Here is a 22165-nt window from a genome sequence, read left to right on the forward strand (position 1 = left end):
AGACGGGACGAGGGGACGCATGGAGCGGGTGCCCGCACTCTTCGCCGGAACGGTCTTCGCCGTCTTCGGGGCCGCGCTCCTGCTCTGGACGGCCGCCCGGCTGCGCGCCCGGCAGCCCGTGACGGCCGCGGGATCCACCGCCGCAACTGTCATGTCCATTTTCTTCGGCGCGGTCGCGCTCCTCACCGGCGTCTGGTGTCTCACACAGGTCTGACCGCCACCGCCCTTCCCCGACCCTCCTGACGTGCGTGAAATCACGCACGCGCCCCCGGGAACGCGCCCCCGCGCCCCTCCGGGAAACCGACCGGAGCGGCCGTCCATGCGGCAGACAGACCGGTTGTCGGGTTACCGTTCCAGTGGCGTTGTGGACTTTTCCCGTTTGACACGGGACAGGGAGGTACGGTCACACTCCGCAGCGACACACCTTCGACCGGGAGAGAAGAGCGACGTTGTCCCCGACCCGCGAGACCGCACACAGCGGCCAGCGACTCGTCATTGTCGAGTCGCCTGCCAAGGCGAAAACGATCAAGGGATATCTGGGCCCTGGATACGTCGTCGAGGCCAGCGTCGGGCACATCCGCGACCTCCCCAACGGGGCCGCCGAAGTGCCGGCGGAGTTCAAGGGCCAGCCCTGGGCGCGGCTCGGCGTCAATGTGGACAGTGATTTCCAACCCATCTATGTGGTCAATGCCGATAAAAAGGCACAGGTCAAGAAGCTCAAGGACCTCCTCAAGGACTCCACTGAACTCTTCCTCGCCACCGATGAGGACCGCGAGGGCGAGGCCATCGCCTGGCATTTGCAGGAAATCCTCAAGCCCAAGGTGCCCGTTCACCGGATGGTGTTCCACGAGATCACCAAGGACGCCATCCAGGAGGCCGTCCGCAATCCGCGCGAGCTGAACCAGCGCCTGGTCGACGCCCAGGAGACCCGCCGCATCCTCGACCGGCTGTACGGCTACGAGGTCTCGCCGGTGCTGTGGAAGAAGGTCATGCCGCGGCTGTCGGCCGGCCGCGTGCAGTCCGTCGCCACCCGGCTCGTCGTCGAGCGCGAACGCGAGCGGATGGCGTTCCGTACCGCCGACTACTGGGACCTGACCGGCACCTTCGCCACCGGCCGCACCGGTGACGCCTCCGACCCCTCCACGCTCGTCGCCCGGCTCACCACCGTCGACGGCCGCCGGGTCGCGCAGGGCCGGGACTTCGACGCGGCCACCGGCCAGCTCAAGTCCGGCTCGCAGGTGCTCCAGCTCGACGAGAGCGCCGCCCGCGCCCTGGCCGCCGCGCTCGCCGACACCCAGTTCGCCGTACGCAGCGTCGAGTCCAAGCCGTACCGCCGCTCGCCGTACGCCCCCTTCCGCACCACCACCCTCCAGCAGGAGGCGTCGCGCAAGCTGGGCTTCGGCGCGAAGGCCACCATGCAGGTCGCGCAGAAGCTGTACGAGAACGGCTTCATCACCTACATGCGTACGGACTCCACCACGCTCTCGGAGACCGCCGTCCGCGCCGCCCGCGCCCAGGTCACACAGCTCTACGGGGCGGACTACCTGCCGGACAAGCCGCGCGTCTACGCGGGCAAGGTCAAGAACGCGCAGGAGGCGCACGAGGCGATCCGCCCCTCGGGCGACCGCTTCCGCACCCCGGCCGAGACCCGTCTGACCGGCGACCAGTTCCGGCTCTACGAGCTGATCTGGATGCGTACGGTCGCGTCCCAGATGAAGGACGCGGTCGGCCAGTCCGTCACCGTCAAGGTCGGCGGCGCCTCCGCCGACGGCCGCGACGCCGAGTTCAGCGCCTCCGGCAAGATCATCACCTTCCACGGCTTCCTGAAGGCGTACGTCGAAGGCGCCGACGACCCCAACGCCGAGCTGGACGACCGCGAGCGCAGGCTGCCGCAGGTCACCGAGGGCGACGCGCTGAGCGCCGAGGAGATCACCGCCGACGGCCACTCGACCAAGCCGCCCGCCCGCTACACCGAGGCGTCGCTGGTCAAGGAGCTGGAGGAGCGGGAGATCGGCCGCCCGTCGACGTACGCCACGATCCTGGGCACGATCCTCGACCGCGGCTACGTCTTCAAGAAGGGCACCGCGCTCGTCCCGACCTTCCTCTCCTTCGCGGTCGTCAACCTGCTGGAGAAGCACTTCGGCCGTCTGGTCGACTACGACTTCACCGCCTCCATGGAGGACGACCTCGACCGCATCGCCCGCGGCGAGGCCCAGGCCGTGCCGTGGCTGCGCCGCTTCTACTTCGGCTCCGACGACGGCAGCGCCACCGTCGGCTCCGCCGCCGACGCGGGCAACGGGGACGGCGACCACCTCGGCGGCCTCAAGGAACTCGTCGAGGACCTGGGCGCGATCGACGCCCGGGAGATCTCCTCCTTCCCGATCGGCGACGGCATCATGCTGCGCGTCGGCCGCTACGGCCCCTACATCGAGAAGGGCGAGCGCGGCGAGGACGACCACCGCCGCGCCGACGTACCCGAGGACCTGCCGCCGGACGAGCTGTCCGTCGAGTACGCCGAGGAGCTGTTCGCCAAGCCCAGCGGCGACTTCGCGCTCGGCGACGACCCGGCGACCGGCCGCCCGATCATCGCCAAGGACGGGCGCTACGGTCCCTACGTCACCGAAGTCCTGCCCGAGGACACCCCGAAGACGGGGAAGAACGCGGTCAAGCCGCGTACCGCCTCGCTCTTCAAGTCGATGTCCATCGACACCGTCACCCTTGAGGACGCCCTCAAGCTGATGTCCCTGCCGCGCGTCGTCGGCAAGGACGCCGAGGGCGTCGAGATCACCGCGCAGAACGGGCGCTACGGGCCCTACCTGAAGAAGGGCACCGACTCGCGCTCGCTGGAGACCGAGGACCAGCTCTTCTCGATCACCCTCGACGAAGCGCTCGCCATCTACGCCCAGCCCAAGCAGCGCGGTCGCGCCGCCGCCAAGCCGCCGCTCAAGGAACTGGGCACCGACCCGGTCAGCGAGCGTCCCGTCGTCGTCAAGGACGGCCGCTTCGGTCCCTACGTCACCGACGGCGAGACCAACGCGACGCTGCGCCGTGACGACGAGGTGGAGTCGATCACGCCCGAGCGCGGGTACGAACTCCTCGCGGAGAAGCGGGCGAAGGGGCCCGTGAAGAAGAAGACCGCCGCCAAGAAGGCACCGGCCAAGAAGGCTCCCGCCAAGAAGACGGCGGCTTCCGGCACCGCGAAGAAGACTGCCGCGAAGAAGGCGCCGGCCAAGAAGGCGGCTGCCTCCGCGGCGGCGAAGAAGTCGACGGCCTCAGCCGACTAGGGCCTGTCCGGCACACCGGGGCGGTGGGCGGGCGAAGACAGCGCCTGCCCCACCGGGCCGGTGGTGAACCGCGCGCCGGTCATGGGCCGGTCGCGCGGTTTCCCGCGCCCCTGAGGAACTGGCCATGCGTCAGCGCGCCGTACCTTCCGCCTCTCCTGCCTCCCCTTCCTCCCCCTTGAAGGGCCCGCGGAAGGGCCCCTCGAAGGGCCGTCTTCGCCCAGGTGAGTGCGCTTCCCCGCCCTCCTTGAGGGGTGGTCCGCCCGGGAGTGGGACCGGCTCCGTGTAGGGCGTCGTAAGGCGGATAGGCTGTTGGGATGACGCCATCCGAGCAGCCCAAGCCGCCCGCCGCAGACGTCACGGCCGCAGATGTCAGGGCCGAGGACGTCGAGGGGGACGTGACCGACGCGTTCGCCACCGACCTCGCCGCTGACAGCCGTGAGCGAGCGGTCGGTGCGCTGCTGAAAATCCCGGCGCTGCGCAAATTGTGGAGCGCGCAGCTCACCGGGGCGGTGGCGGACCGACTGGGTCTGCTCGTCCTGCTGTGGCTCGCCGTGCAGGCGGCGGTGGCCGACCACGCGTACGGCGGCGGCTACCGGGGTATCGCCTTCGCCACCGCGGCCGTCTTCGGGGCGCGCCTGGTCTCGACGCTGTTGTTCGGCGCCGTTCTGCTCGGCCCGCTGTCGGCGCTGACGTCCGAGAGCGGCCGGCTGGACCGCCGGTGGACGATGATCGGCGCGGACGCCGTACGACTCGGGCTGTTCATCGTCGCGCCGCTGTGGATCACCTGGTCGCAGCACACCGCGCTGACCTGGCTGCTGGTGACCGCCTTCGTCACCGGGGTGGCCGAGCGGCTGTGGGCCGTCGCCAAGGACGGCGCCGCTCCGCTGCTCCTGCCGCCGCCCGGCGACACCTCCGTGCGGCCCGCGCCCGACCACCTGGCGACGCTGCACCGGCTGGACCTGCGGACGAGCTTCGTCGCACTGCCGCTGGCAGCGGCCGGTCTCGTCGTCGTCACGCTGGTGAACACGCTGATCGCGGTCGGCGTCACCTGGTTCGACCAGCACCAGGTGGCGCTCGCCTCGTACGTGGCGGCCGGGCTCTTCTCGTCCTCCATGTCGGTGCTCTACCTCCTCGAACTGCCCTCGGGCACGGTGGCGCGTCCGCGCTCCCCGCTCGAAGGGCTGCGGCTGCCCAAGGGCCCCGCGGGCGCCGAGCGCGGCAGGACCGGCGTACTGCCGCTGCTGGTGCTGGCGACCGCCGCGGTCGTCGGCGCGATCGGCGCGGCCGTGGCCGTGGCCGTCCTGCACGCGCTCGCCCTCGGCTTCGGCCCGACCGGCTTCGGCCTGCTCGTCCTGGCCCTCACCGCCGGTACGGTCATCGGCATCCGCCTCGCCCCCCGTACGCTCCCGGCGCTGTCCAGGCGCCGGCTGCTCGCGCTGTCCATCGGCGTCACCGGGCTCGGCCTGCTCCTCACCGGCATCGTCGCCGACCAGACCACCGTCCTGCTGCTCGCGCTGCTGGCCGGCGCCGCGGCGGGCGTCACCGCCAACACCGGGCACATCCTGATCGAGCAGGAAGCCGAGGCGGGACGGCGCGGCCGCACCACCGAGCACCTGCACGCGGTCTCGCGCGCCGTCCTCGCCCTCGCCGTGATCGTCGCGCCGCTGGTCGCCGCCGCGATCGGCCCGCACCGCATCCAGAAGGGTCACTTCACCTTCGACCACGGCGGTGCCGCGTACACGCTGATGCTGATCGGCGCCCTGCTGCTGCCGGTCGCCGCGCTCGTCCTCGGCAAGACCGACGACCGCAGCGGCGTACCGCTCCGGCGTGACCTGCGCGAGGCCCTGACCGGTGCGGAACCGGCCGTCGCCCCCGCCGCCACCGGATTCTTCATCGCCATAGAGGGCGGTGACGGCGCGGGCAAGTCCACCCAGGTCGAAGCCCTCGCCGACTGGATCCGCACCAAGGGCCACGAGGTCGTCGTCACCCGCGAGCCCGGCGCCACCGCCATCGGCAAGCGCCTGCGCTCCATCCTCCTCGACGTCTCCTCCGGCGGGATCTCGCACCGCGCCGAGGCGCTGCTCTACGCCGCCGACCGCGCCGAGCACGTCGACTCCGTCGTCCGCCCCGCCCTCGAACGCGGCGCCGTCGTCATCTCCGACCGCTACATCGACTCCTCCGTCGCCTACCAGGGCGCCGGACGCGACCTCGCCCCCACCGAGATCGCGCGCATCTCCCGCTGGGCCACCGACGGACTCGTCCCGCACCTCACCGTGCTCCTCGACGTCAGCCCCGATGCCGCCCGCGAACGCTTCACCGAAGCGCCCGACCGCCTCGAATCCGAACCCGCCGCCTTCCACCAGCGCGTCCGCGCGGGCTTCCTCACCCTCGCCGCCGCCGACCCCGGCCGCTACCTCGTCGTCGACGGCGCCCAGGACCCCGCCGCCGTCACCACGGTCGTACGCCACCGCCTCGACCAGCTTCTCCCGCTCTCCGCCCAGGAGATCGAGGCCCGCGCCGAGGCCGAGCGCCAGGCCGCCGCCGAGGCCGCGCGCCTCGCCGCCGAAGAGGCCGCCCGCAAGGCCGAGGAAGAGCGCCAGGAGCGCGAGCGCCAGGCCCAGCTCGAACGGCTCCGCCGCGAGGAAGAGGAGCGCCGCCTCGCCGCCGAGGAGGCCACCCGCCGCGAGATCGCCGAGCGCGCCGCCGCCCGTGAGGCCGAGGCCGAACGCCTCCGCGCCGAGGAGGCCGCGCGCATCGCCGCCGAGGAGACGGCTCGCCGCGAGGCCGAGGAGGCCGCCCGCGCGGCCGAGCAGGAACGGCTCCGCCGCCTCGCCGAGGAGCAGGCACGCCTGCGCTCCGAGGCCGACGCGCGCCGCCTCGAAAAGCAGCGCAAGGCGGAGGAGGCCCTTCTCCGCGCCGAGGAGGCCCGCACCGCTGCGGCTGCGGCTGCCGCCGCCGCGAGTGCCGGTTCGGCCGGTTCGGTCGGCTCCTCCGGCTCCTCCGACTCCGAGAAGACCACCGAGCTGCCGCAGACTTCGGACTCGGCCGAAACCACGACGGTCAATGTCGTGCCTCCGCCGCCTTCCTCGGCTCCCGCCGAGGACGAGACGACGGTTCTCCCGGCCGTTCCGGCCGTTCCGGCCGAGCCGGACGTGCCCGCTGGTCCGGGTGCCGATGAGACGGCGGTTCTCCCGGTCGTTCCGGCCGAGCCGGAGGATGCTCCCGCGGAGGGCGCCTCGTCGGCTGACGGCACCACTTCTGACGAGTCGGCTTCGGATGTGGCCGGTTCTCGCGAGGACGGTTCTCGCTCTCGCGGAGACAGCCCTCGTGAGGACAGCCCTCGTGAGGACAGTTCCGAGACCACGACGGTGCTCCCGCCGGTCGTACCCCCGGTCGGGTCCCCGGCCTCGGACGACCCGACCGACCGGGTCCCGCCGTGGCTCTTCCGCCCCGAGGATCAGCCGGGCAACGAGCGCACCCGCGAATTCCCCACCGCAGAGACGCCCTCGGCCGCTCCGCGCCGTCCTCGCCCCAACTGGGCCGAGGAGACCCCCCTCGACGACCTGCCCACTCTCGCCGACGAACTCCTCGGCCCTCACGACGACGACCGTCGGCCGCCGGGGCGTTCTTGACCTTTGTCTTTCCCGCCCGCCCACCCGTGCGGGTGTGTTGTCGTCTGCGGGTGCCGCTTGTGCCTGGTCGGTGCCGGTCCGGGGTACCTCCTCGAAATCCGTATCACCTGGCCTTTGCGCATTCGGTACCCGGCCGTCAACGTATTTCTGCGGGGGCACCCCGGCCCGTCCCCTCCCGGTACGTCGGCGTCCGGCGGTCCGGTGGGGGTTGCCGGGGAGGGTAGGGGGTCTTTTCGACGTGCCGCCCTGCGCCGGTGCCCCCTCCGAGCGGATCGGAGAGCTCGGGCCCTTCCCCAACCGCCCAACCGCCCAACAGACCCCTCCGGTCACGCCCCCTCCGACTCCCCGCCAGCACCCGCCAGCCCCTCGGCCCGCGCAAATCCCGGCCCCCCACCCCGGCCGAACGCCAGGCGCGGCAGGCCCCAGCCCCCACCCTCCGCCCACCCGGGTGACGCAGCTCCCGCACCCCACCCACGCCGTTCCGCCGACCCGGGCGGGCGTCCGGGTGGCGCAGGTCCCGGATCCCCACCCACCCCCTTTCGCCCACTCCGCCGGGAGGTCGGGGGGCGCAGGGGCCTGCCCCCCACCCACCCCCCTGCACCACCCCCACCGGCGGGCGGACGCCGACGTACCGGGAGGGGACGGGCCGGGGTGCCCCCGCAGAAATGCGGTGACAAGAAGGGCACCGGATACAGGAGACCAGGTAGCCGCATTTCGAGGAGGTGCCCCGGACCGGCACCGACCAGGCACAAGCGGCACCCGCAGACGAAAAAGCACCCGCACGGGTGGGCGGGCGGGCAGAACCCCCACCCCCACCCAAGGGCGAAGGTTCGCTCTTTTGGGGCGCCGTCCGCGAAGATGACCCCGTGCGGTATCGGATTCTTGGGGTCACGGAGGCCCGCCCCTCCGACGACGGGCCCGAAATCGGCCTGGGCGGCAGCCGCCTGCGAGCCGTCCTCGCGGTGCTGGCCCTCAACGTGGGCCGCCCCGTACCCCCCGAAGCCCTCATCGAACAGGTCTGGGCGGCCGACCCCCCGGCCGACGCCGCCGGCGCCCTGCAAGCCCTGATGTCGCGGCTGCGACGAGCCCTGGGCCGGGACGCCGTCGTCTCGGAACCCGGCGGCTACCGCCTGGCCACCCCCCGCGACTCGGTGGACCTGTACGAGTTCGAACGCCTCGCCCGCGAGGGCGATACCGCCCTGGCGGCCGGAGACGCCGCCACGGCGGCCGACACCCTGACCCGCGCCCTCACCCTGTGGCGCGGCCCGGCCCTGGCCGACCTCCCGGACCGTACGTCCGCCGCGGCCCGCCCCGAAGCCCTGAAGCTGGCCGCCCTGCGGAACAGGGTGGAAGCCGACCTCCGCCTCGGCAGGGCGGCGGACACCCTCCCCGGCCTGCGCGCGGCCGTGGCAGAGCACCCGCTGGACGAGTCGTTCAGGGCCCAGTTGATGCGGGCGTTGCACGCCGAGGGCAGGACGGCCGACGCCCTGGCGGCGTACGAGGAGACCAGGACCGTACTCGCGGAAGCGCTCGGCACCGATCCCGGCCCGGAACTGCGGGCGCTGCACGGCGAGTTGTTGCGGCGCAGGCCGCCGCCCCCCGCGCAGGGCAACATCCGCGCCCGCCTCACCAGCTTCGTCGGCCGCGAGGCCGAACTCGACGACATCAGAAGCGACTTGGCCGCGGCCCGGCTGGTGACGCTGACCGGCCCCGGCGGGTCGGGCAAGACGCGCCTGGCGCAGGAGGCGGGCGACGCGGCGGCGCGCCGCCACCCGGACGGCGTGTGGCTGGTCGAACTCGCCCCGCTGGACGACCCCTCGGCGGTCCCGCACGCCGTGCTGAGCGCCCTCGGTCGCCGCGACACGCTGCTGCTCGGCGGCGCGGGCCGCGACCAGTTCCTGTCCGAGGCGTCGCACGGCGAGGACCCGCTGGCCCGGCTGCTCGAACACTGCGCGCAGCGCCGCCTGTTGCTGGTGCTCGACAACTGCGAGCACCTGATCGGCGCCGCCGCCTCCCTCGCCGCCGAACTGCTGGCGGCCTGCCCCGGCGTGGCCGTACTGGCCACGAGCCGCGAGCCGTTGGGCGTACCGGGCGAGGTCGTACGCCCGGTGGAGCCGCTGCCGCCCGCGACCGCGTACCGGCTGTTCGCCGACCGCGCGGCGACCGTACGCGCGGACGCCCGCCTCACCACGGCGGAGAACGACGCTGCCGTACGCGAGATCTGCCGCCGTCTCGACGGCCTGCCGCTGGCCATCGAGCTGGCCGCGGCCCGGCTGCGGGCCCTGTCGCCGCGGCAGATCGCGGACCGGCTGGACGACCGGTTCCGGCTGCTGACCAGCGGCAGCCGTACGGTGCTGCCGCGCCAGCAGACGCTGCGGGCGGTGGTCGACTGGAGCTGGGAGCTGCTGACCGAGCGGGAGCGTACGACGCTGCGCGGGCTGAGCGTCTTCTCCGGCGGCTGCACGCTGTCGGCCGCCGAGGCGGTGTGCGGTCCCGACGCGCTGGAGACGGTGGCCCAACTGGTGGACAAATCCCTGGTGGTGGCGGTCCACGCGCCCACTCCCGGCCAGGACGTCCGCTACCGCCTGCTGGAGACGATCCACGAGTACGCCGGCGAGCGCGCCGCCGAGCGGCCCGAGGAACTGGCCGCGGCCGAGCGGCGGCACACCGCGTACTTCCGCGAACTGGCCCGCACGGCCGACTCCGAACTGCGCGGCGCCGACCAACTCCACTGGCTGGAAGTGCTGGAGACGGAGCTGGACAACGTCCGCGCCGCGCTGAATCGGCTGGTCGAGCCGCCCTCAGGCGGGAAAGAGGACACCGGGAGCCAGGACGCGGAGCTGGACGCGATCACGATCGCGCTGTCCATGGGCTGGTTCTGGTGGCTGCGCAATTACCGCGACGAAGCGGACGCCTGGCTGGAAAGGGTGACGGAGCTGGGCGGCGAACCCCCGCCCGACCCGGCGGACCGGATGTTCTGGCCACGCCTGGACCTGCGGATGCTGCACTTCTTCGTGAAGAGCGACCACGCCTCGGAGGCGCAGTGGTCCTCGGCCGACTCGCGGGCGATGGCCGCGCTGCTGGCGGCGGCGTACAGCCAGGGCGGCCCGCCCGCGGCGCGCTTCCCCGGCATGCTGTGGCCGTTCACCACGTATCTGCTCGGCAGGGACGAGGAGATCGGCCGGCACGCCGACACCGTCGTCGCCAACTGCCGTGAGCACGGCGGCGAGTGGGAGATCGCGGTGGCGCTGATGCTCCGTACGCACATCGCCGTGGACACGCCGGGCGGGCTCGCGCGGATCGACGCCGACTGGGCGGAGCTCCAGGAGCGCAGGGAACGGCTCGGCGACCGCTGGATCCGCGCCCAGGTGCACGGCGCGAGCGCCGAGATCGAGGTCGTCCGCGGGCAGTACGCGGCGGCGCACGCCGACTTCGAGGCCGCGCACCGGCTCGGCCGGGAGCTGGGCGCGGACGGCGAAGGGGCCTTCCTGCTGGCCCGGATGGGGGAGTTGGCGCATCGCCGCGGGGACGACGAGGAGGCGCGCAAGCTGGTCGAGCAGGCCGGGGAGGAAGCGGAGCTGTACAGCGTGTGGGACGCCCGCACGTACATCCGCTACCTCAAGGCGCTGCTGCTCCTGCGCCGGGGCGAGCCGCGGCAGGCCAGGGAGCTGTGCGAGACGGCGGTCGGGCACCTGGCGGACGGTACGCCGCCGCCGACGTTCAAGGTGCTGCTCGCGAGCCTGGGCGCGCGGATCACGGCGGCCGAGGGCGACCCGGTGGCGGCGCTGCTCGGTCTCGCTGAGTCGGCGAGCCTGGCGCTGGCGGAGGGCTGCACGGAGCCGGTGGTGGGCGCGCAGCTCGACTCGGCGGCCGAGGTGCTGGTCGAGCTGGGCGACCTGCGGTCGGCGGTCCGGATGTCGGCGGCGTCCTCGGCCGTACGCGGGCCGCTGCCGCGTACGGTGCCCGAGCTGGTCACCGCCGACGCCGTGGAGGAGCGGGCCAGGGCGGGCCTCGGCGACGGCGAATGGGCGGCGGCCTGCGCGGAGGGCGCGGTGCTGGATGCTTCAGAGGCGGTGGCGGTCCTGCTGGAGACGGCGCACGCGATGACGGCGGCCTCGTAGGCGGAGCGGGGGCGTACGGCCGTACGGGAATAGGTCCCGCGCGCGTCCTCGTTGACGAGGGAAGCCTTGATTGAGCATTCAAGGAATAGCCAGCGCCCGCCTACGCCCGGAAGTGAAAAGCCTTGAAAGTTGAGATCTACTCCGATATCGCCTGCCCCTGGTGCTACCTCGGAAAATCCCGCTTCGAGCGCGCCCTCGCCGCTTTCCCGCAGGGAGATTCGGTCGAGGTGGTCTACCGGCCATTCCAGCTCGACCCGACCGCGCCCGAGAGCCCGCAGCCGCACCGTGAGGTGCTGGCGAGGAAATTCGGGCCGCAGGCCGTGGCCATGGACGACCGGCTCGCCTCGATGGGCGCCGCCGAAGGGCTGACCTTCGACTTCGACACGGTCGTGGAGAACAACTCGCTGCTCGCCCACCGCCTGCTGCGCTTCGCCCTGGACACGTACGGCCCCGAGACCCAGAACCGGCTCAAGGGCCGCCTGATGACCGGGCACTTCGGCGAGGGCCTGGACATCGGCGACCGTACGGCCCTGACGGACGCGGCCGTCGCGGCCGGCCTCGACCGGGACGCGGTCGCCGCCTTCCTCGCCGGTGACGACCTGCGCGACGAGGTCGTGGCGGAGATCGACCAGGCCCGGCAGATCGGCATCACGGCCGTGCCGACCTTCGTCTTCGAGGGCAAGTGGGCGGTGCAGGGCGGCCAGGAGACGTCCGTCTTCCTCCAGGCGCTCGAACAGGTCGCCAAGGACTCGGCCGCCGAGGCCGCTGCCCTCGCCGGTACGGAGGACGCGGCTGCGGACGCCGCCTGCGCCGACGGCGTGTGCGCGGTCCCGCCGGCCACCACCGCGGACGCACCGGCCGCGAACAGCTAATCGGTATAACCGCAGAGCGCTCATCGCCGAGAGCGCTCCTGGCCGCAGAACCCATGGCCCGGGCGCTCTCTGTACGAAAACGCCCGGAGCCCGCGGACCGGCCGCCCGCGGACCGGCCGCCCGCGGACCGGCCGCCCGCGGACCGGCCGCCTACGAGCAGCTGATCACCGAATCCGCCCAGTCGGCCAGATTCGCCAGCCCGAGACCGGGCCCGCCGCCGTGCCGCCCCTCGGGATCGACCACCAGCCGGATCGTCTTGTACCCGGTGATCCCGACGTGCACGGGCACGGCCGCGTCGCCGCCGCGTACGACACCCGACTGCCACAGCCGGGTGTCGTCGCCGTACACCGAGAAGCTGGCCGCGCCGAAGCGCCCGGTCAGGCCGTCGATCCCGGCCCGCGCGTCATAGGTGACGCATGCCTGGTTCAGGTCGATGGTCAGCGACGAGGGCGCGTGGACGGTGATGCCGTGCTCGTACTGCGTACCGCCGATCGTCAGGCCCCAGCGGTTCCACCACCAGCTCGTGACCGACGGCCGGATCGTCGGCCCGGAGGTGTCGCCGAAACCGCTGATGCCCAGCGAATTGACCTTGTACGCGGTCGGCGCGGGCGGCGGAGGGGTCGGTGTCGGCGTCGGTGTCGGGGTCGGCGTGGGGGTCGTCGGGGCCGGCTTGGGCGGCGGAGGGACCACCGGCTTCGGCTTCGGCGCGGGCTTGGGACTCGCCTTCGCCGGGGTCGGCTTCGGCTTCGGCGGCGGAGTCGTCTTCTCGACCGGCTGGACGGGCGGCGGAGGGACGACCGGCTTCGGCTTCGGCGCGGGTTTCGGCGCGGGCGGCGGGGGAGTGGTCACCACCGCGACCGGCGGCGGCTTGGGCTGGGCCTTCGGCGGCGCCTTCTCGTGGCCCCCGGTGAGGGCCAGCGCGAACGCCGCCGCCGCGGCGGCGACCACCACGGCCGCGGCGATGCCGACCTTGGCGGGCGCGCCGAGCCCTTCGGACGCGGCGCCTCCCGCGGCCGCGCCGCCCGCGCTCGACGTCGTACCCGACCCGGCAGCGGCGGCGGCCACGCCTCCGGCCCCCGCCGCGCCGACCGCTCCGCCGACCGCGACGATTCCGGCGGCCTTGGCGGCGTAGACGGCGGCGAACCAGCCGATGTACGCGACCGGCAACAGCCCCTTGAGCGCCGAGTTGAGGTCGGCCAGCTCCAGCGAGGCGGCCGTGCACCGCTCGCACTCCTTCAGGTGCCTGCTCAACTCGCGGTCCGCGCGCATCCGCAGGCCCCCGCGCGCGTGCGCGCCGAGCCGGTCGGCGTACCGCGCGCACTCGCCCTCGGCGGTCAGCGTGGAGCTGACGTGCGCCTGGAGATACGCCTGGCGCAGGCCCTCGCGGGCCCGGTGGGCCAGGACGGCCGTGGCGTTGGGCGTGAGGCCGAGCAGCGGCGCGATGGCGGACGGCGACTCGTCCTCGACTGCGGTGTGCCACAGCACGGTCTGCCAGCGCTCGGGGAGGGTACGGAACGCCTGGATGGCCAGCGTCTGCTCGGCCTCCTGCATGGCCCGTACGTCCGCGCCGAGTTCGTTGGTGTCCTCGGTGGCCGTCGAGCCCGCCGCGGAGACGGCGAAGACGGCGAAGTCCTCGACCAGGTGCTCACGCTTGGCGGTGTTGCCCCAGGACGCGGCGACCCGGCGCACCGTGGTGAGCAGATACGCGCGGACCGCCGACTCGGGGCCGCTGCCGCCGCGGATCGCCTGGAGCGTACGGGCGAAGACCTCGCCGGTCAGATCCTCCGCGGTGTGCGCGTCCCGGCAGCAGGTGCGTGCGTAGCGGCGAACCGATTCGGCATGCCGCCGGTACAGCTCCTCGTAGGCGCTGTCCTGCCCGCCGCGCACCCGGGCCACCAACTCGGCGTCGGACAGCGCGGATTCGAGGGCGTCGGCCTCGGCGGAGGCGGTGTGCGCGGGATGGCCCTGTACGGAGAGCAGGTCGTCGTCGGCCGGCGCCTCGGTGGCCGGCGCCTCGGTGGCCGGCGCCTCGGTGCCCGGTGTCCCGGCGGACGGCGGCGCGGCGGGGGCGGGTACGCGGCCGGGCTCCGGGTCGGCGGTACGGCCCGGCTCGCGGTCCGTGCCCCAGTCGGTCTCACGCGCGCCGTCGCCGGTCCCCTCGCGGGCTTCCTCGCGGACGTCGTCGCGTGCGGCCGGGTCGCGCTGCCCCGGCACTTCGCGCTGCCCCGGCACCCTGCGCGAGGGCAGCCCGTCGCCGGTCTCCGGGCCCGCGGCGGGAGCGCCGGACTCGCCGTTTGCCTCTTCCACGGGGCAAGCGTGGCACAGGAGGGCGGGCCGGGGTCACGGGATACCGGGGAACCACTCATCCGTGGAGAGATCGTTCACGATTCCTCTACGTTCACCCGATCGGTGGAGCGCGTGACGACGACCCGAGCGGCGCCGGGTCGCGCGACGTCCCGCCGCGTGACTCCGAGCGCCCGGTGCCGAGCCGTTTATATCGAGCCGGGTCCTTGAGCCGAGCCGTGTTGCTCGGCTGATCTGAGTCGCTGAGCCCGGCGCTGTCGTAGCGCCCCGGCCCCGCGGGGTGAGCCGCGCCGCGTTACGCCGGCTCCTGACCGTCCGTCACGCCCTCGCCCTGCGCCGCCGCGCCCCCTGACGGGGTGTCGGCCGCCCGCTCGCCGGGCCGCGAGCGCAGCCCGTCCAGCAGGATGTCCAACAGCCGCGCCGAGGCCGCCGCCTGCTGCTCGGGATCGGGCAGCGAAGGCGCCGAGGTGGCGATGACCAGCAGGACGTCGGCCACCGACACGTCGAGGCGCAACTCGCCCGCCTCGCGCGCCCGGTCCACGAGCCGTCCGACGACGTCGAGCAGTGCCCGTATGCCGTCCTGGTCGCTGCTCCGGTCGGCGCCGCCGTCGCTTCCGCCGATGTCGTCACGGCCCGCGTGGTCCGCGACCTCACCGGCCGTTCCCGTGACCGTGCCCGCAACCGGACCCGCGCCCGCTGACGTCGTCGCCGCGACGCTCCCGGCCGCCGTCGCGAACGGATTGCGCTGCTGCGGCACCCGGTTCGGCTCGACGCCCAGCGGCGACGTACCGCTGTGCTCCGTACCGGCGCCCGTCGACGGGCTCTGCACCCGCAGCACCTGCGGCGGCAGCAGCCGCCCGGCGCCCGAGGCGACCGAGGTGCGCAGGAAGCGCGCCAGCGCCGACCACGCCTCGTTCTCCTGGCCGAGCGCCGTACGCGCCTGCTCGGTCAGCCGCGCCGTCTCCTCCTCGGCGATCCGCCTGACCAGCACGTCCTTGCTCGGGAAACGGCGGTAGACCGTACCCACGCCGACCCGCGCGCGGCGGGCGACGTCCTCCATCGGAGCCCCGTACCCCGACTCGCCGAAGACTTCACGCGCGGCCCGCAGTACGTGTTCCAGATTGCGCTGCGCGTCGACGCGCAGCGGTGCCGGACGGTTTCCGCCGACGGCGCCGTCCGAACCGGCCGCGGCCGTCGTCCACTGAGAGTCCTGAATGTGCATATACGTATCCCCCGGAAAATTCGCGTCTCCCCCCGGAGACTCCCCGCTCATGGGCGATCATCAGTACGCGTCCCCCGCAGTACTACGAGATACGAACATAGTTGAGCCCACGTCAAGAAAGAAGGGGGTTGTGATCCGACCGGCGCGCGCCCCCGATCGGAGCAACGGGCACCGTGCACTTCCGCGCGGCCTTTGCCCGGTGATGGGTGCACCGCTGACCTGCTGCGTCGCCGAACCCGTCGAAGAAACCGGGGAATCATCACGTCCGCGCTGTGGACAAACGGCTATGGTCCATTGCGTCATGGAGCAATGACGGAGTCGGCAGCGAGGAACAGAGCAGGCATCCCGCGCATTCTCGTGGTGGGCGGTGGCTATGTCGGGATGTACACCGCACTGCGGTTGCAGCGGAAGCTCAAGCGCGACGAGGCCGAAGTCGTCGTCGTCGAACCGCAGCCGTACATGACGTACCAGCCCTTCCTGCCCGAGGCCGCCGCCGGATCCATCTCCCCTCGCCATGTCGTCGTACCGCTGCGGCGGGTGCTCGGCAAGTGCCGGATCGTGGTGGGCGAGGCGCGCGGCATCGATCACGCCAAGCGCGTCGCGAGCATCGCCACCCCGGTCACCGAAGAGGAGGGCGGCGACCTGCTGGAGCTGGCGTACGACCAGCTCGTGATCGCGCCGGGCTCGGTCTCCCGCACCCTCCCGGTCCCCGGACTCGCCGAGCACGGCATCGGTTTCAAGACCGTCGAGGAGGCGATCGGGCTGCGCAACCACGTGCTGGAACAGCTCGACATCGCCTCCTCCACCCGTGACGTCGACGTCCGCGAGGCCGCGCTGACCTTCGTCTTCGTCGGCGGCGGATACGCGGGCGTCGAAGCGCTCGGCGAGCTGGAGAACATGGCGCGTTACGCCGTGCGGTACTACCACAACATCCGCCCCGAGGACATGAGATGGGTCCTGGTCGAGGCGACCGGCCGGATCCTGCCCGAGGTCGGCGAGGAGATGGGCAAGTACGCGATCCGCGAGCTGCGCGGGCGTAACGTCGACATCCGGCTGGAGACGCGGCTGGAGTCGTGCGAGAACCGGATCGCCGTACTGTCCGACGGCGAACGGCTGCCCACCAGGACGGTGGTCTGGACGGCGGGCGTCAAACCGCACCCGGTGCTGGCCGCGACGGACCTGCCGCTCACCGACCGCGGACGGCTGCGCGCCGAGGCCACCTTGCGGATCGCCGGTTCGGAGACGGCGTGGGCGGCGGGCGACGCGGCGGCCGTGCCCGACCTGACGGCGAGGGAGCCCGGCACCGACTGCGCCCCCAACGCCCAGCACGCCCTGCGGCAGGCCCGCGTCCTGGCCGACAACGTCCTGGCGACCCTGCGCGGCCGGCCGCTGACCGAATACCGCCACAAGTACGCGGGGTCGGTCGCCTCGCTCGGGCTGCACGAGGGTGTCGCCTTCATCTACGGGCGCAAACTCAAGGGTTACCCGGCCTGGTTCATGCACCGCGCCTACCACCTCAGCCGCGTCCCCACCTTCAACCGCAAGGCCCGTGTCCTGGCGGAATGGCTGCTCGCGGGGCTCTTCAAGCGCGAGATCGTCTCGCTCGGCTCACTGGAACACCCGCGCGCCGAATTCGAACTGGCCGCCGGATCGCACCGCGATCCCGACGCCCCCTGACCCGCCCCGGACGGCGCGCGATTCCCCCCCGGGCCGCCGGTCGGCCACACTGGTGGTGTGACCACGCGTGCGCCAGCACCTGCAAAGAGTGACAAATACGAGGAATCGGACGTTTGAACCTTACGCGTTGGAGCGCCCGGCTCCCCGGAACACAGCGACGCAGTGCCGTACCCGCGGCGCGCGCCAAAGTCGGCGACCCCGTGCGCGCCGACGCGGCCGACCCCGCGACGGCACCGCAGGACGCGGGCAGCGGCATCGCCCCTGACGCCGACCCCGAAGGCACCCGCCAGGCCCCCGGCCCACCGGCCGGTCGGGCCACGGGTCCCGTCCCCGCCGCCGCCGGCGCCGGCGCCGTCACCGACGAACCGTCAGTCACCGGCGTCCTCAGCCGCCTTCCGGCCCTCATCGCCGTCACACACGGCCCCGCCCACCGCGTGGACTTCGTCAACGACGCCTACACGGAGGTCTTCGGCGCCCGCACCACCGGCGCCCCGGCCCGCGACGCGCTGCCCGAGCTCGACGAGCTCGGCCTGCTCCCGCTCATGGACCAGGTCCACCGCAGCGGCAAACCACGCACCGTCAAGGCCCGCAAGGTGGTCGGCGGCGACGACCGCTCACCCGCCAAGCCCGGCTACTTCACCTTCACCTGCACCCCCGTCAGGGCGGGCGACCCCGACCCCGAGCGCCGCGGCGTCCTGGTCTTCGCCGCCGACGTCACCGACCAGGTGCACTCCGCCGAGCGCCTGCGCGAGAGCGAACGCCGCCTCCACGAGACCGCCGTCACCCTCCAGCGCAGCCTCCTCCCGCAGGAGCTCGAACAGCCCGACGACCTCCGCGTCGCCGCCACCTACCAGCCCGGCGGCACCGACGCGGCCGTCGGCGGCGACTGGTACGACGTGATCACCCTCGGCGCGGGCCGCACCGCCCTGGTCATCGGCGACGTGATGGGCCGGGGCGTCCGTGCCGCGGCCGTCATGGGCCAGCTCCGTACCGCCGTACGCGCCTACGCCCGGCTCGACCTGCCGCCGCACGAGGTCATCCAGCTCCTGGACGGCCTCGCCTCGGAGATCGACGCCACCCAGATCGCCACCTGCGTCTACGCCGTGCACGACCCCAGCGAGGGCCGCCTGTCGTACGCCACCGCGGGACACCTGCCGATCCTGATCCGCGACCCGGACGGCACCGTCCGCCGCGCCGACGAACCCACCGGACCGCCGCTCGGCACCGGCGGTTGGATCCACACCTCGGGCTCGGTCGCCCTCGGCCCCGGCTGCACCGCCGTCCTGTACACTGACGGCCTGATCGAGCGGCGTGGCGAGGACATCGATGTCGGTGTGGACGCCCTGATGTCGGCCCTGTCCGGCGCCACCGGCGCGCCCCAGGTGATCTGCGACCGCCTGATGCGCGCCCTCGGCGTCACCTCGGAACACGACGACGACGTGGCCGTCCTCGTCCTCCAGTACCCGGACCACACCGGCAGCGAGGCCGAGCTCTTCCGCAACGCCTCGCTCGAACTCCTCGGCGGCGTCGAGGCCGCACCCCGCGCCCGCGCCTTCGCCTCCGGGGTGCTCGCCTCCTGGCGCTTCCCCGTCGAACTGCGCGACCTCGGCGTCCTCGCGGCCAGCGAACTCGTCGCCAACTCCCTCAAGCACGGCACCCCGCCTATGCGGCTGCGGCTGCGCCGCACCGACCGGCGGCTGATCATCGAGGTCACCGACGGCGACGACCACCTGCCGCGCCGCCGCCGCGCGGAACCCGGCGACGAGGCCGGCCGCGGCATCTCGATCATCGCCACCGTCGCCTCGTCCTGGGGCTCCCGCCGCACGCCGGGCGGCGGCAAGGCCGTCTGGTGCGAATTCGCCCTGCCGGGCTGAGGGTGCCGGCGGGGTGAGGCGGGCGGGGTGAGGCGGGCGGGGTGACGGTGCCCCGCCGCTGGGCCGTGGCCGGGGCCGTTGGGGGTCCGGATCCGTTCGGGTCCGAGTCCGTTCGGGTCCGGGGCCGACCGCCTGGCCGAGGGCCGGGAAGGCCCTCGGGCCGGAGGGGCGGGGGCGGCGACTACCGGGAGACGGTCGCGGCCGGTTCCGGTCGCGCTTCCGCCGTGGCGCCGACGGGCGCGGCCGGTATTCGGGCGGCCGGGTCGGCTTCCGCGGTCACCCGCGAGTCCAGGTCCAGGTCCTTGGCTTGAGCCGAGTCGAGGACCACGTCCACGGTCGTGTCCGTGTCCGTCCCGGCAGGGACCCGCGGCGCGGAACGGGCGACCACGCGGGCCGCCGCCAGATGCGGACTGTCCTGCAAGAGCGTGAGGTGCCGCCCCATCCGCAGCGCGGTCACCGAGATCGCCAGCGAGCAGAGCACCAGCATCACGATGTACGCCCCGTACGCGCCCGCACCCGCCATCAGGCCGCCGACGGCGGGACCGAGGGCGAGGGCCAACTGCTTGACCAGCGCGAACGCCGAGTTGTACTGACCGACCATCCGCGCGGGCGCCAGATCGGCGACCAGCGGAGCCACGGTCGGCGCCAGCATCGCCTCGCCGAGCCCGAACAGCGCGTACGTCGAGATGATCGCCGCGACCGCCATCGCGTGACTGCCGTGCACCAGCCCGGACGCCCCGGCCACCAGCCAGGCGACCGTCCAGACCAGACCGACCGCCGCGATGACCCGGCTGCGCCTGCGCTGCTCGACCAGCCGCAGCACCACGAACTGCGCCAGCACGATCACGGCGGTGTTGGCCGCGAGCGCCACGCCCAGCGTGGTCGGCGAAATCCGGGTGACCTCGACGGCGAACGCCGAGAGCCCCGACTCGAACTGCCCGTAGCAGGCGAAGAACATCACGAAGCCCAGCACGGACACCATGACCATCGCCCGGTCCCCGAGCAGCAGCCGCCAGCCGCCGGAGGCAGCGCCGTCGGACCGCACCGCCCCGTCGACCTGCGGCGCGTGCGGCATGCGCACGGTCGCTATGACCGCGCCGAGCACCAGGAACATTGCCGCCTCGATGGCGAAGAGCCGGATGAACGACGCCGGATGCGCGGTGTCGACCAGCAGACCGCCGAGCAGACCGCCGAGGCCGAGCCCCAGGTTGTTGAGGAAGAACTGCGTGGCGAAGGCGCGCGACCGCGTCGCGGTCGTCGAGCACCACACGATCATCGTCGCCAGCGCGGGCTGCACCACCGCTATACCGGCGCCGAGCGCACCGGCCGCCGCGATGACCACCGGCTCACTGCCGGACAGCCCGAGCCCCAGTGACCCTGCGGCGGCCAGCACCGTACCGACCACCGCGACCGGCACCGGCCCGCGCTGATCGATGACCCCACCGGTGAAGGGCAGCACGAAGAGCGCCGCCACGGCGAACGTCGCGAGCACCACACCTGCGATACCCGCGCCCAGCCCCCGCACCTGCGAGACGTAAATAAAGGTGAACGGGACCGTGAAGCCGTTCCCGAACGCGCTCAGCGCTGTCCCCACCTGGATCCGGCGCAGCGCCGCGCCCATCGCCGTTGTCACACTCACCCCACTTGACCATTGAGTCTTCGCCTTGAAGACTTCAGCACTAAAGTTCGAAGCTAAAGAGTACATCGCGAAGGGCTTTAGCGCAAAGGGTTCCGTGCCATACTCGAAGGATGACCGCAGCCGCAGGTTCACCGGGGGCGCCGCAGGAGCTGGACCTCGACGCCCAGATCGCCGCCTACCAGCGCGAATTCCCTGAGGTCGACCCCCAGGTGGAGAAGGTCGTCACCGCCCTGGGCCGCCTCAACCGCCGGATGAACGTGGCGTACGGCCGCCAGCTCGTCGACCTCGGCATCAGCAGCGCCGAGTGGGAAGTCCTCAAAGCACTCGTCGTCGTCGGCAAGCCCTACCGTCTCGGCCCCGGCGACCTCGCCAAGCGCCTCGGCCTCACCCCGGCCGCCATGACCCACCGGATCGACCGCATGGTCGCCGAGGGCTTGGTCACCCGCGAGCGCGACGAGGCCAACCGCGTCCGCGTCATCGTCGAGCTGACCGACGAGGGCCGTGACAAGTGGCTCCAGACCATGCGCCTGGCCGCCGTCTTCGAGGACGAGCTCCTCCAGGACCTCACGACGGTGGAACGCGCCGCCCTCGGCGAGATCCTCACCCGCCTTCTGCGCCGCGTCGAGTACAGCCAGCCGGACGCCGGCGGCCGGCTCGAAGACCTGGACTGACCCGTGTGATCGGGACCACCTTGCCCCGAGTTGACATGGGTGGTCCTCGTCCGTAGTGTTCTCCGAGTTGTCCGACGTGAGCGCCGACTCCGGTCGGTCCCCGGACAGCCATTCCGCAGGAACCTTTCGACCATGACCGACAGCCTTGTGTTGTCGCGTTGTCGTCGTGCGTTTGTGTGTTTCCGCGGAATGCAGGCGGTGTTTCGTTCGACCGGGCCGATTTGGCCGGGCGGTACGGGATCAGCTAATGTCTCACTCGTCGGAACGGCCGAACAGCCGGAAAGACAAGCCCCGCTGACTGGGGGTCAGGCACTGGAAAGCGTCTGATAGAGTCGGAGACACGACGAAGGGAAAGCCCGGAGGGCCGGTGAAACGGTCTGAAGGAAGCTTCCGTTCCTTGAGAACTCAACAGCGTGCCAAAAGTCAACGCCAGATATGTTGATACCCCGTCTTCGCGGACCGATTGTGGTTCGTGGGGCGTGGTTCCTTTGAAGAACAAAACACAGCGAGGACGCTGTGCGCGACGGGGATTATTCCTCCCGGTCGCGCCGCTCTTGCGTGTTGTTCCGGGATATCCCGGTGACATTCACGGAGAGTTTGATCCTGGCTCAGGACGAACGCTGGCGGCGTGCTTAACACATGCAAGTCGAACGATGAAGCCTTCGGGTGGATTAGTGGCGAACGGGTGAGTAACACGTGGGCAATCTGCCCTGCACTCTGGGACAAGCCCTGGAAACGGGGTCTAATACCGGATAATACCTTCTCTCGCATGGGAGTGGGTTGAAAGCTCCGGCGGTGCAGGATGAGCCCGCGGCCTATCAGCTTGTTGGTGGGGTGATGGCCTACCAAGGCGACGACGGGTAGCCGGC

11 protein-coding genes and 1 rRNA gene are annotated in these 22165 nt (G+C 72.5%); 9 read left to right on the forward strand and 3 right to left on the reverse strand.

Annotation, left to right across the window (positions count from 1 at the left end; translation table 11 throughout):
* Window positions 1-19 precede the first annotated feature (19 nt).
* The 5 genes from ACIP4Z_RS08355 to ACIP4Z_RS08375 all read left to right on the forward strand — a co-directional run bounded on the left by ACIP4Z_RS08355 (window position 20) and on the right by ACIP4Z_RS08375 (window position 11909).
* Window positions 20-214, forward strand: a complete 195-nt coding sequence (locus ACIP4Z_RS08355) for a hypothetical protein (RefSeq protein WP_355346115.1) — start codon at window positions 20-22, stop codon at window positions 212-214.
* 235 nt (window positions 215-449) lie between these two features.
* Complete coding sequence (gene topA, locus ACIP4Z_RS08360) at window positions 450-3284, forward strand: type I DNA topoisomerase (RefSeq protein ID WP_391130041.1); 2835 nt, start codon at window positions 450-452, stop codon at window positions 3282-3284.
* 314 nt (window positions 3285-3598) lie between these two features.
* Window positions 3599-6916: a dTMP kinase gene (tmk, locus tag ACIP4Z_RS08365; RefSeq protein WP_401305958.1), complete on the forward strand. Its 3318-nt coding sequence runs from the start codon at window positions 3599-3601 to the stop codon at window positions 6914-6916.
* 866 nt (window positions 6917-7782) lie between these two features.
* Window positions 7783-11037: a BTAD domain-containing putative transcriptional regulator gene (locus ACIP4Z_RS08370; protein ID WP_401305960.1), complete on the forward strand. Its 3255-nt coding sequence runs from the start codon at window positions 7783-7785 to the stop codon at window positions 11035-11037.
* Window positions 11038-11159: 122 nt separating this feature from the next.
* Window positions 11160-11909 carry a DsbA family protein gene (locus ACIP4Z_RS08375; protein WP_391041504.1) on the forward strand — a complete coding sequence of 250 codons (750 nt, stop codon included), beginning with the start codon at window positions 11160-11162 and terminating at the stop codon, window positions 11907-11909.
* 150 nt (window positions 11910-12059) lie between these two features.
* Here the strand turns inward: ACIP4Z_RS08375 and ACIP4Z_RS08380 are convergent, their stop codons facing one another.
* Both ACIP4Z_RS08380 and ACIP4Z_RS08385 read right to left on the reverse strand, forming a co-directional pair.
* Entirely contained in the window at window positions 12060-14216 is a 2157-nt protein-coding gene (locus tag ACIP4Z_RS08380; protein ID WP_401305963.1) for a sigma-70 family RNA polymerase sigma factor, read from the reverse strand.
* Window positions 14217-14508: 292 nt separating this feature from the next.
* Window positions 14509-15435: a TetR/AcrR family transcriptional regulator gene (locus tag ACIP4Z_RS08385; protein ID WP_401305965.1), complete on the reverse strand. Its 927-nt coding sequence runs from the start codon at window positions 15433-15435 to the stop codon at window positions 14509-14511.
* Between the two features lie 309 nt (window positions 15436-15744).
* Here ACIP4Z_RS08385 and ACIP4Z_RS08390 point away from each other — a divergent pair, with 309 nt between their 5' ends.
* Both ACIP4Z_RS08390 and ACIP4Z_RS08395 read left to right on the forward strand, forming a co-directional pair.
* Entirely contained in the window at window positions 15745-17112 is a 1368-nt protein-coding gene (locus tag ACIP4Z_RS08390; protein WP_401305967.1) for an NAD(P)/FAD-dependent oxidoreductase, read from the forward strand.
* A gap of 113 nt (window positions 17113-17225) precedes the next feature.
* On the forward strand, window positions 17226-18986 hold the full coding sequence (locus ACIP4Z_RS08395; RefSeq protein WP_401305969.1) for a SpoIIE family protein phosphatase: 1761 nt from the start codon (window positions 17226-17228) through the stop codon (window positions 18984-18986).
* A gap of 181 nt (window positions 18987-19167) precedes the next feature.
* Here ACIP4Z_RS08395 and ACIP4Z_RS08400 read toward each other — a convergent pair whose 3' ends face one another.
* The gene (locus ACIP4Z_RS08400) at window positions 19168-20619 is read right to left on the reverse strand and encodes an MFS transporter (protein ID WP_401306035.1); all 1452 of its coding nucleotides are present in this window, start codon (window positions 20617-20619) and stop codon (window positions 19168-19170) included.
* 116 nt (window positions 20620-20735) lie between these two features.
* Between ACIP4Z_RS08400 and ACIP4Z_RS08405 the strand changes: the two genes are divergently transcribed.
* On the forward strand, window positions 20736-21296 hold the full coding sequence (locus ACIP4Z_RS08405; RefSeq protein WP_355346088.1) for a MarR family transcriptional regulator: 561 nt from the start codon (window positions 20736-20738) through the stop codon (window positions 21294-21296).
* Between the two features lie 585 nt (window positions 21297-21881).
* A 16S ribosomal RNA gene (locus ACIP4Z_RS08410) occupies window positions 21882-22165 on the forward strand; the annotation flags it as partial.

It is taken from the genome of Streptomyces sp. NPDC088910 (genome assembly GCF_044749865.1).
Lineage (GTDB): Bacteria > Actinomycetota > Actinomycetes > Streptomycetales > Streptomycetaceae > Actinacidiphila.

Excerpts from the sequence above, each read along its gene's own strand:
- ACIP4Z_RS08355 (WP_355346115.1), top strand. The coding sequence starts at position 20 with ATGGAGCGGGTGCCCGCACTCTTCGCCGGAACGGTCTTCGCCGTCTTC.
- tmk (WP_401305958.1), top strand. The coding sequence starts at position 3,599 with ATGACGCCATCCGAGCAGCCCAAGCCGCCCGCCGCAGACGTCACGGCC.
- ACIP4Z_RS08385 (WP_401305965.1), bottom strand. The coding sequence starts at position 15,435 with ATGCACATTCAGGACTCTCAGTGGACGACGGCCGCGGCCGGTTCGGAC.
- ACIP4Z_RS08390 (WP_401305967.1), top strand. The coding sequence starts at position 15,745 with ATGACGGAGTCGGCAGCGAGGAACAGAGCAGGCATCCCGCGCATTCTC.
- ACIP4Z_RS08405 (WP_355346088.1), top strand. The coding sequence starts at position 20,736 with ATGACCGCAGCCGCAGGTTCACCGGGGGCGCCGCAGGAGCTGGACCTC.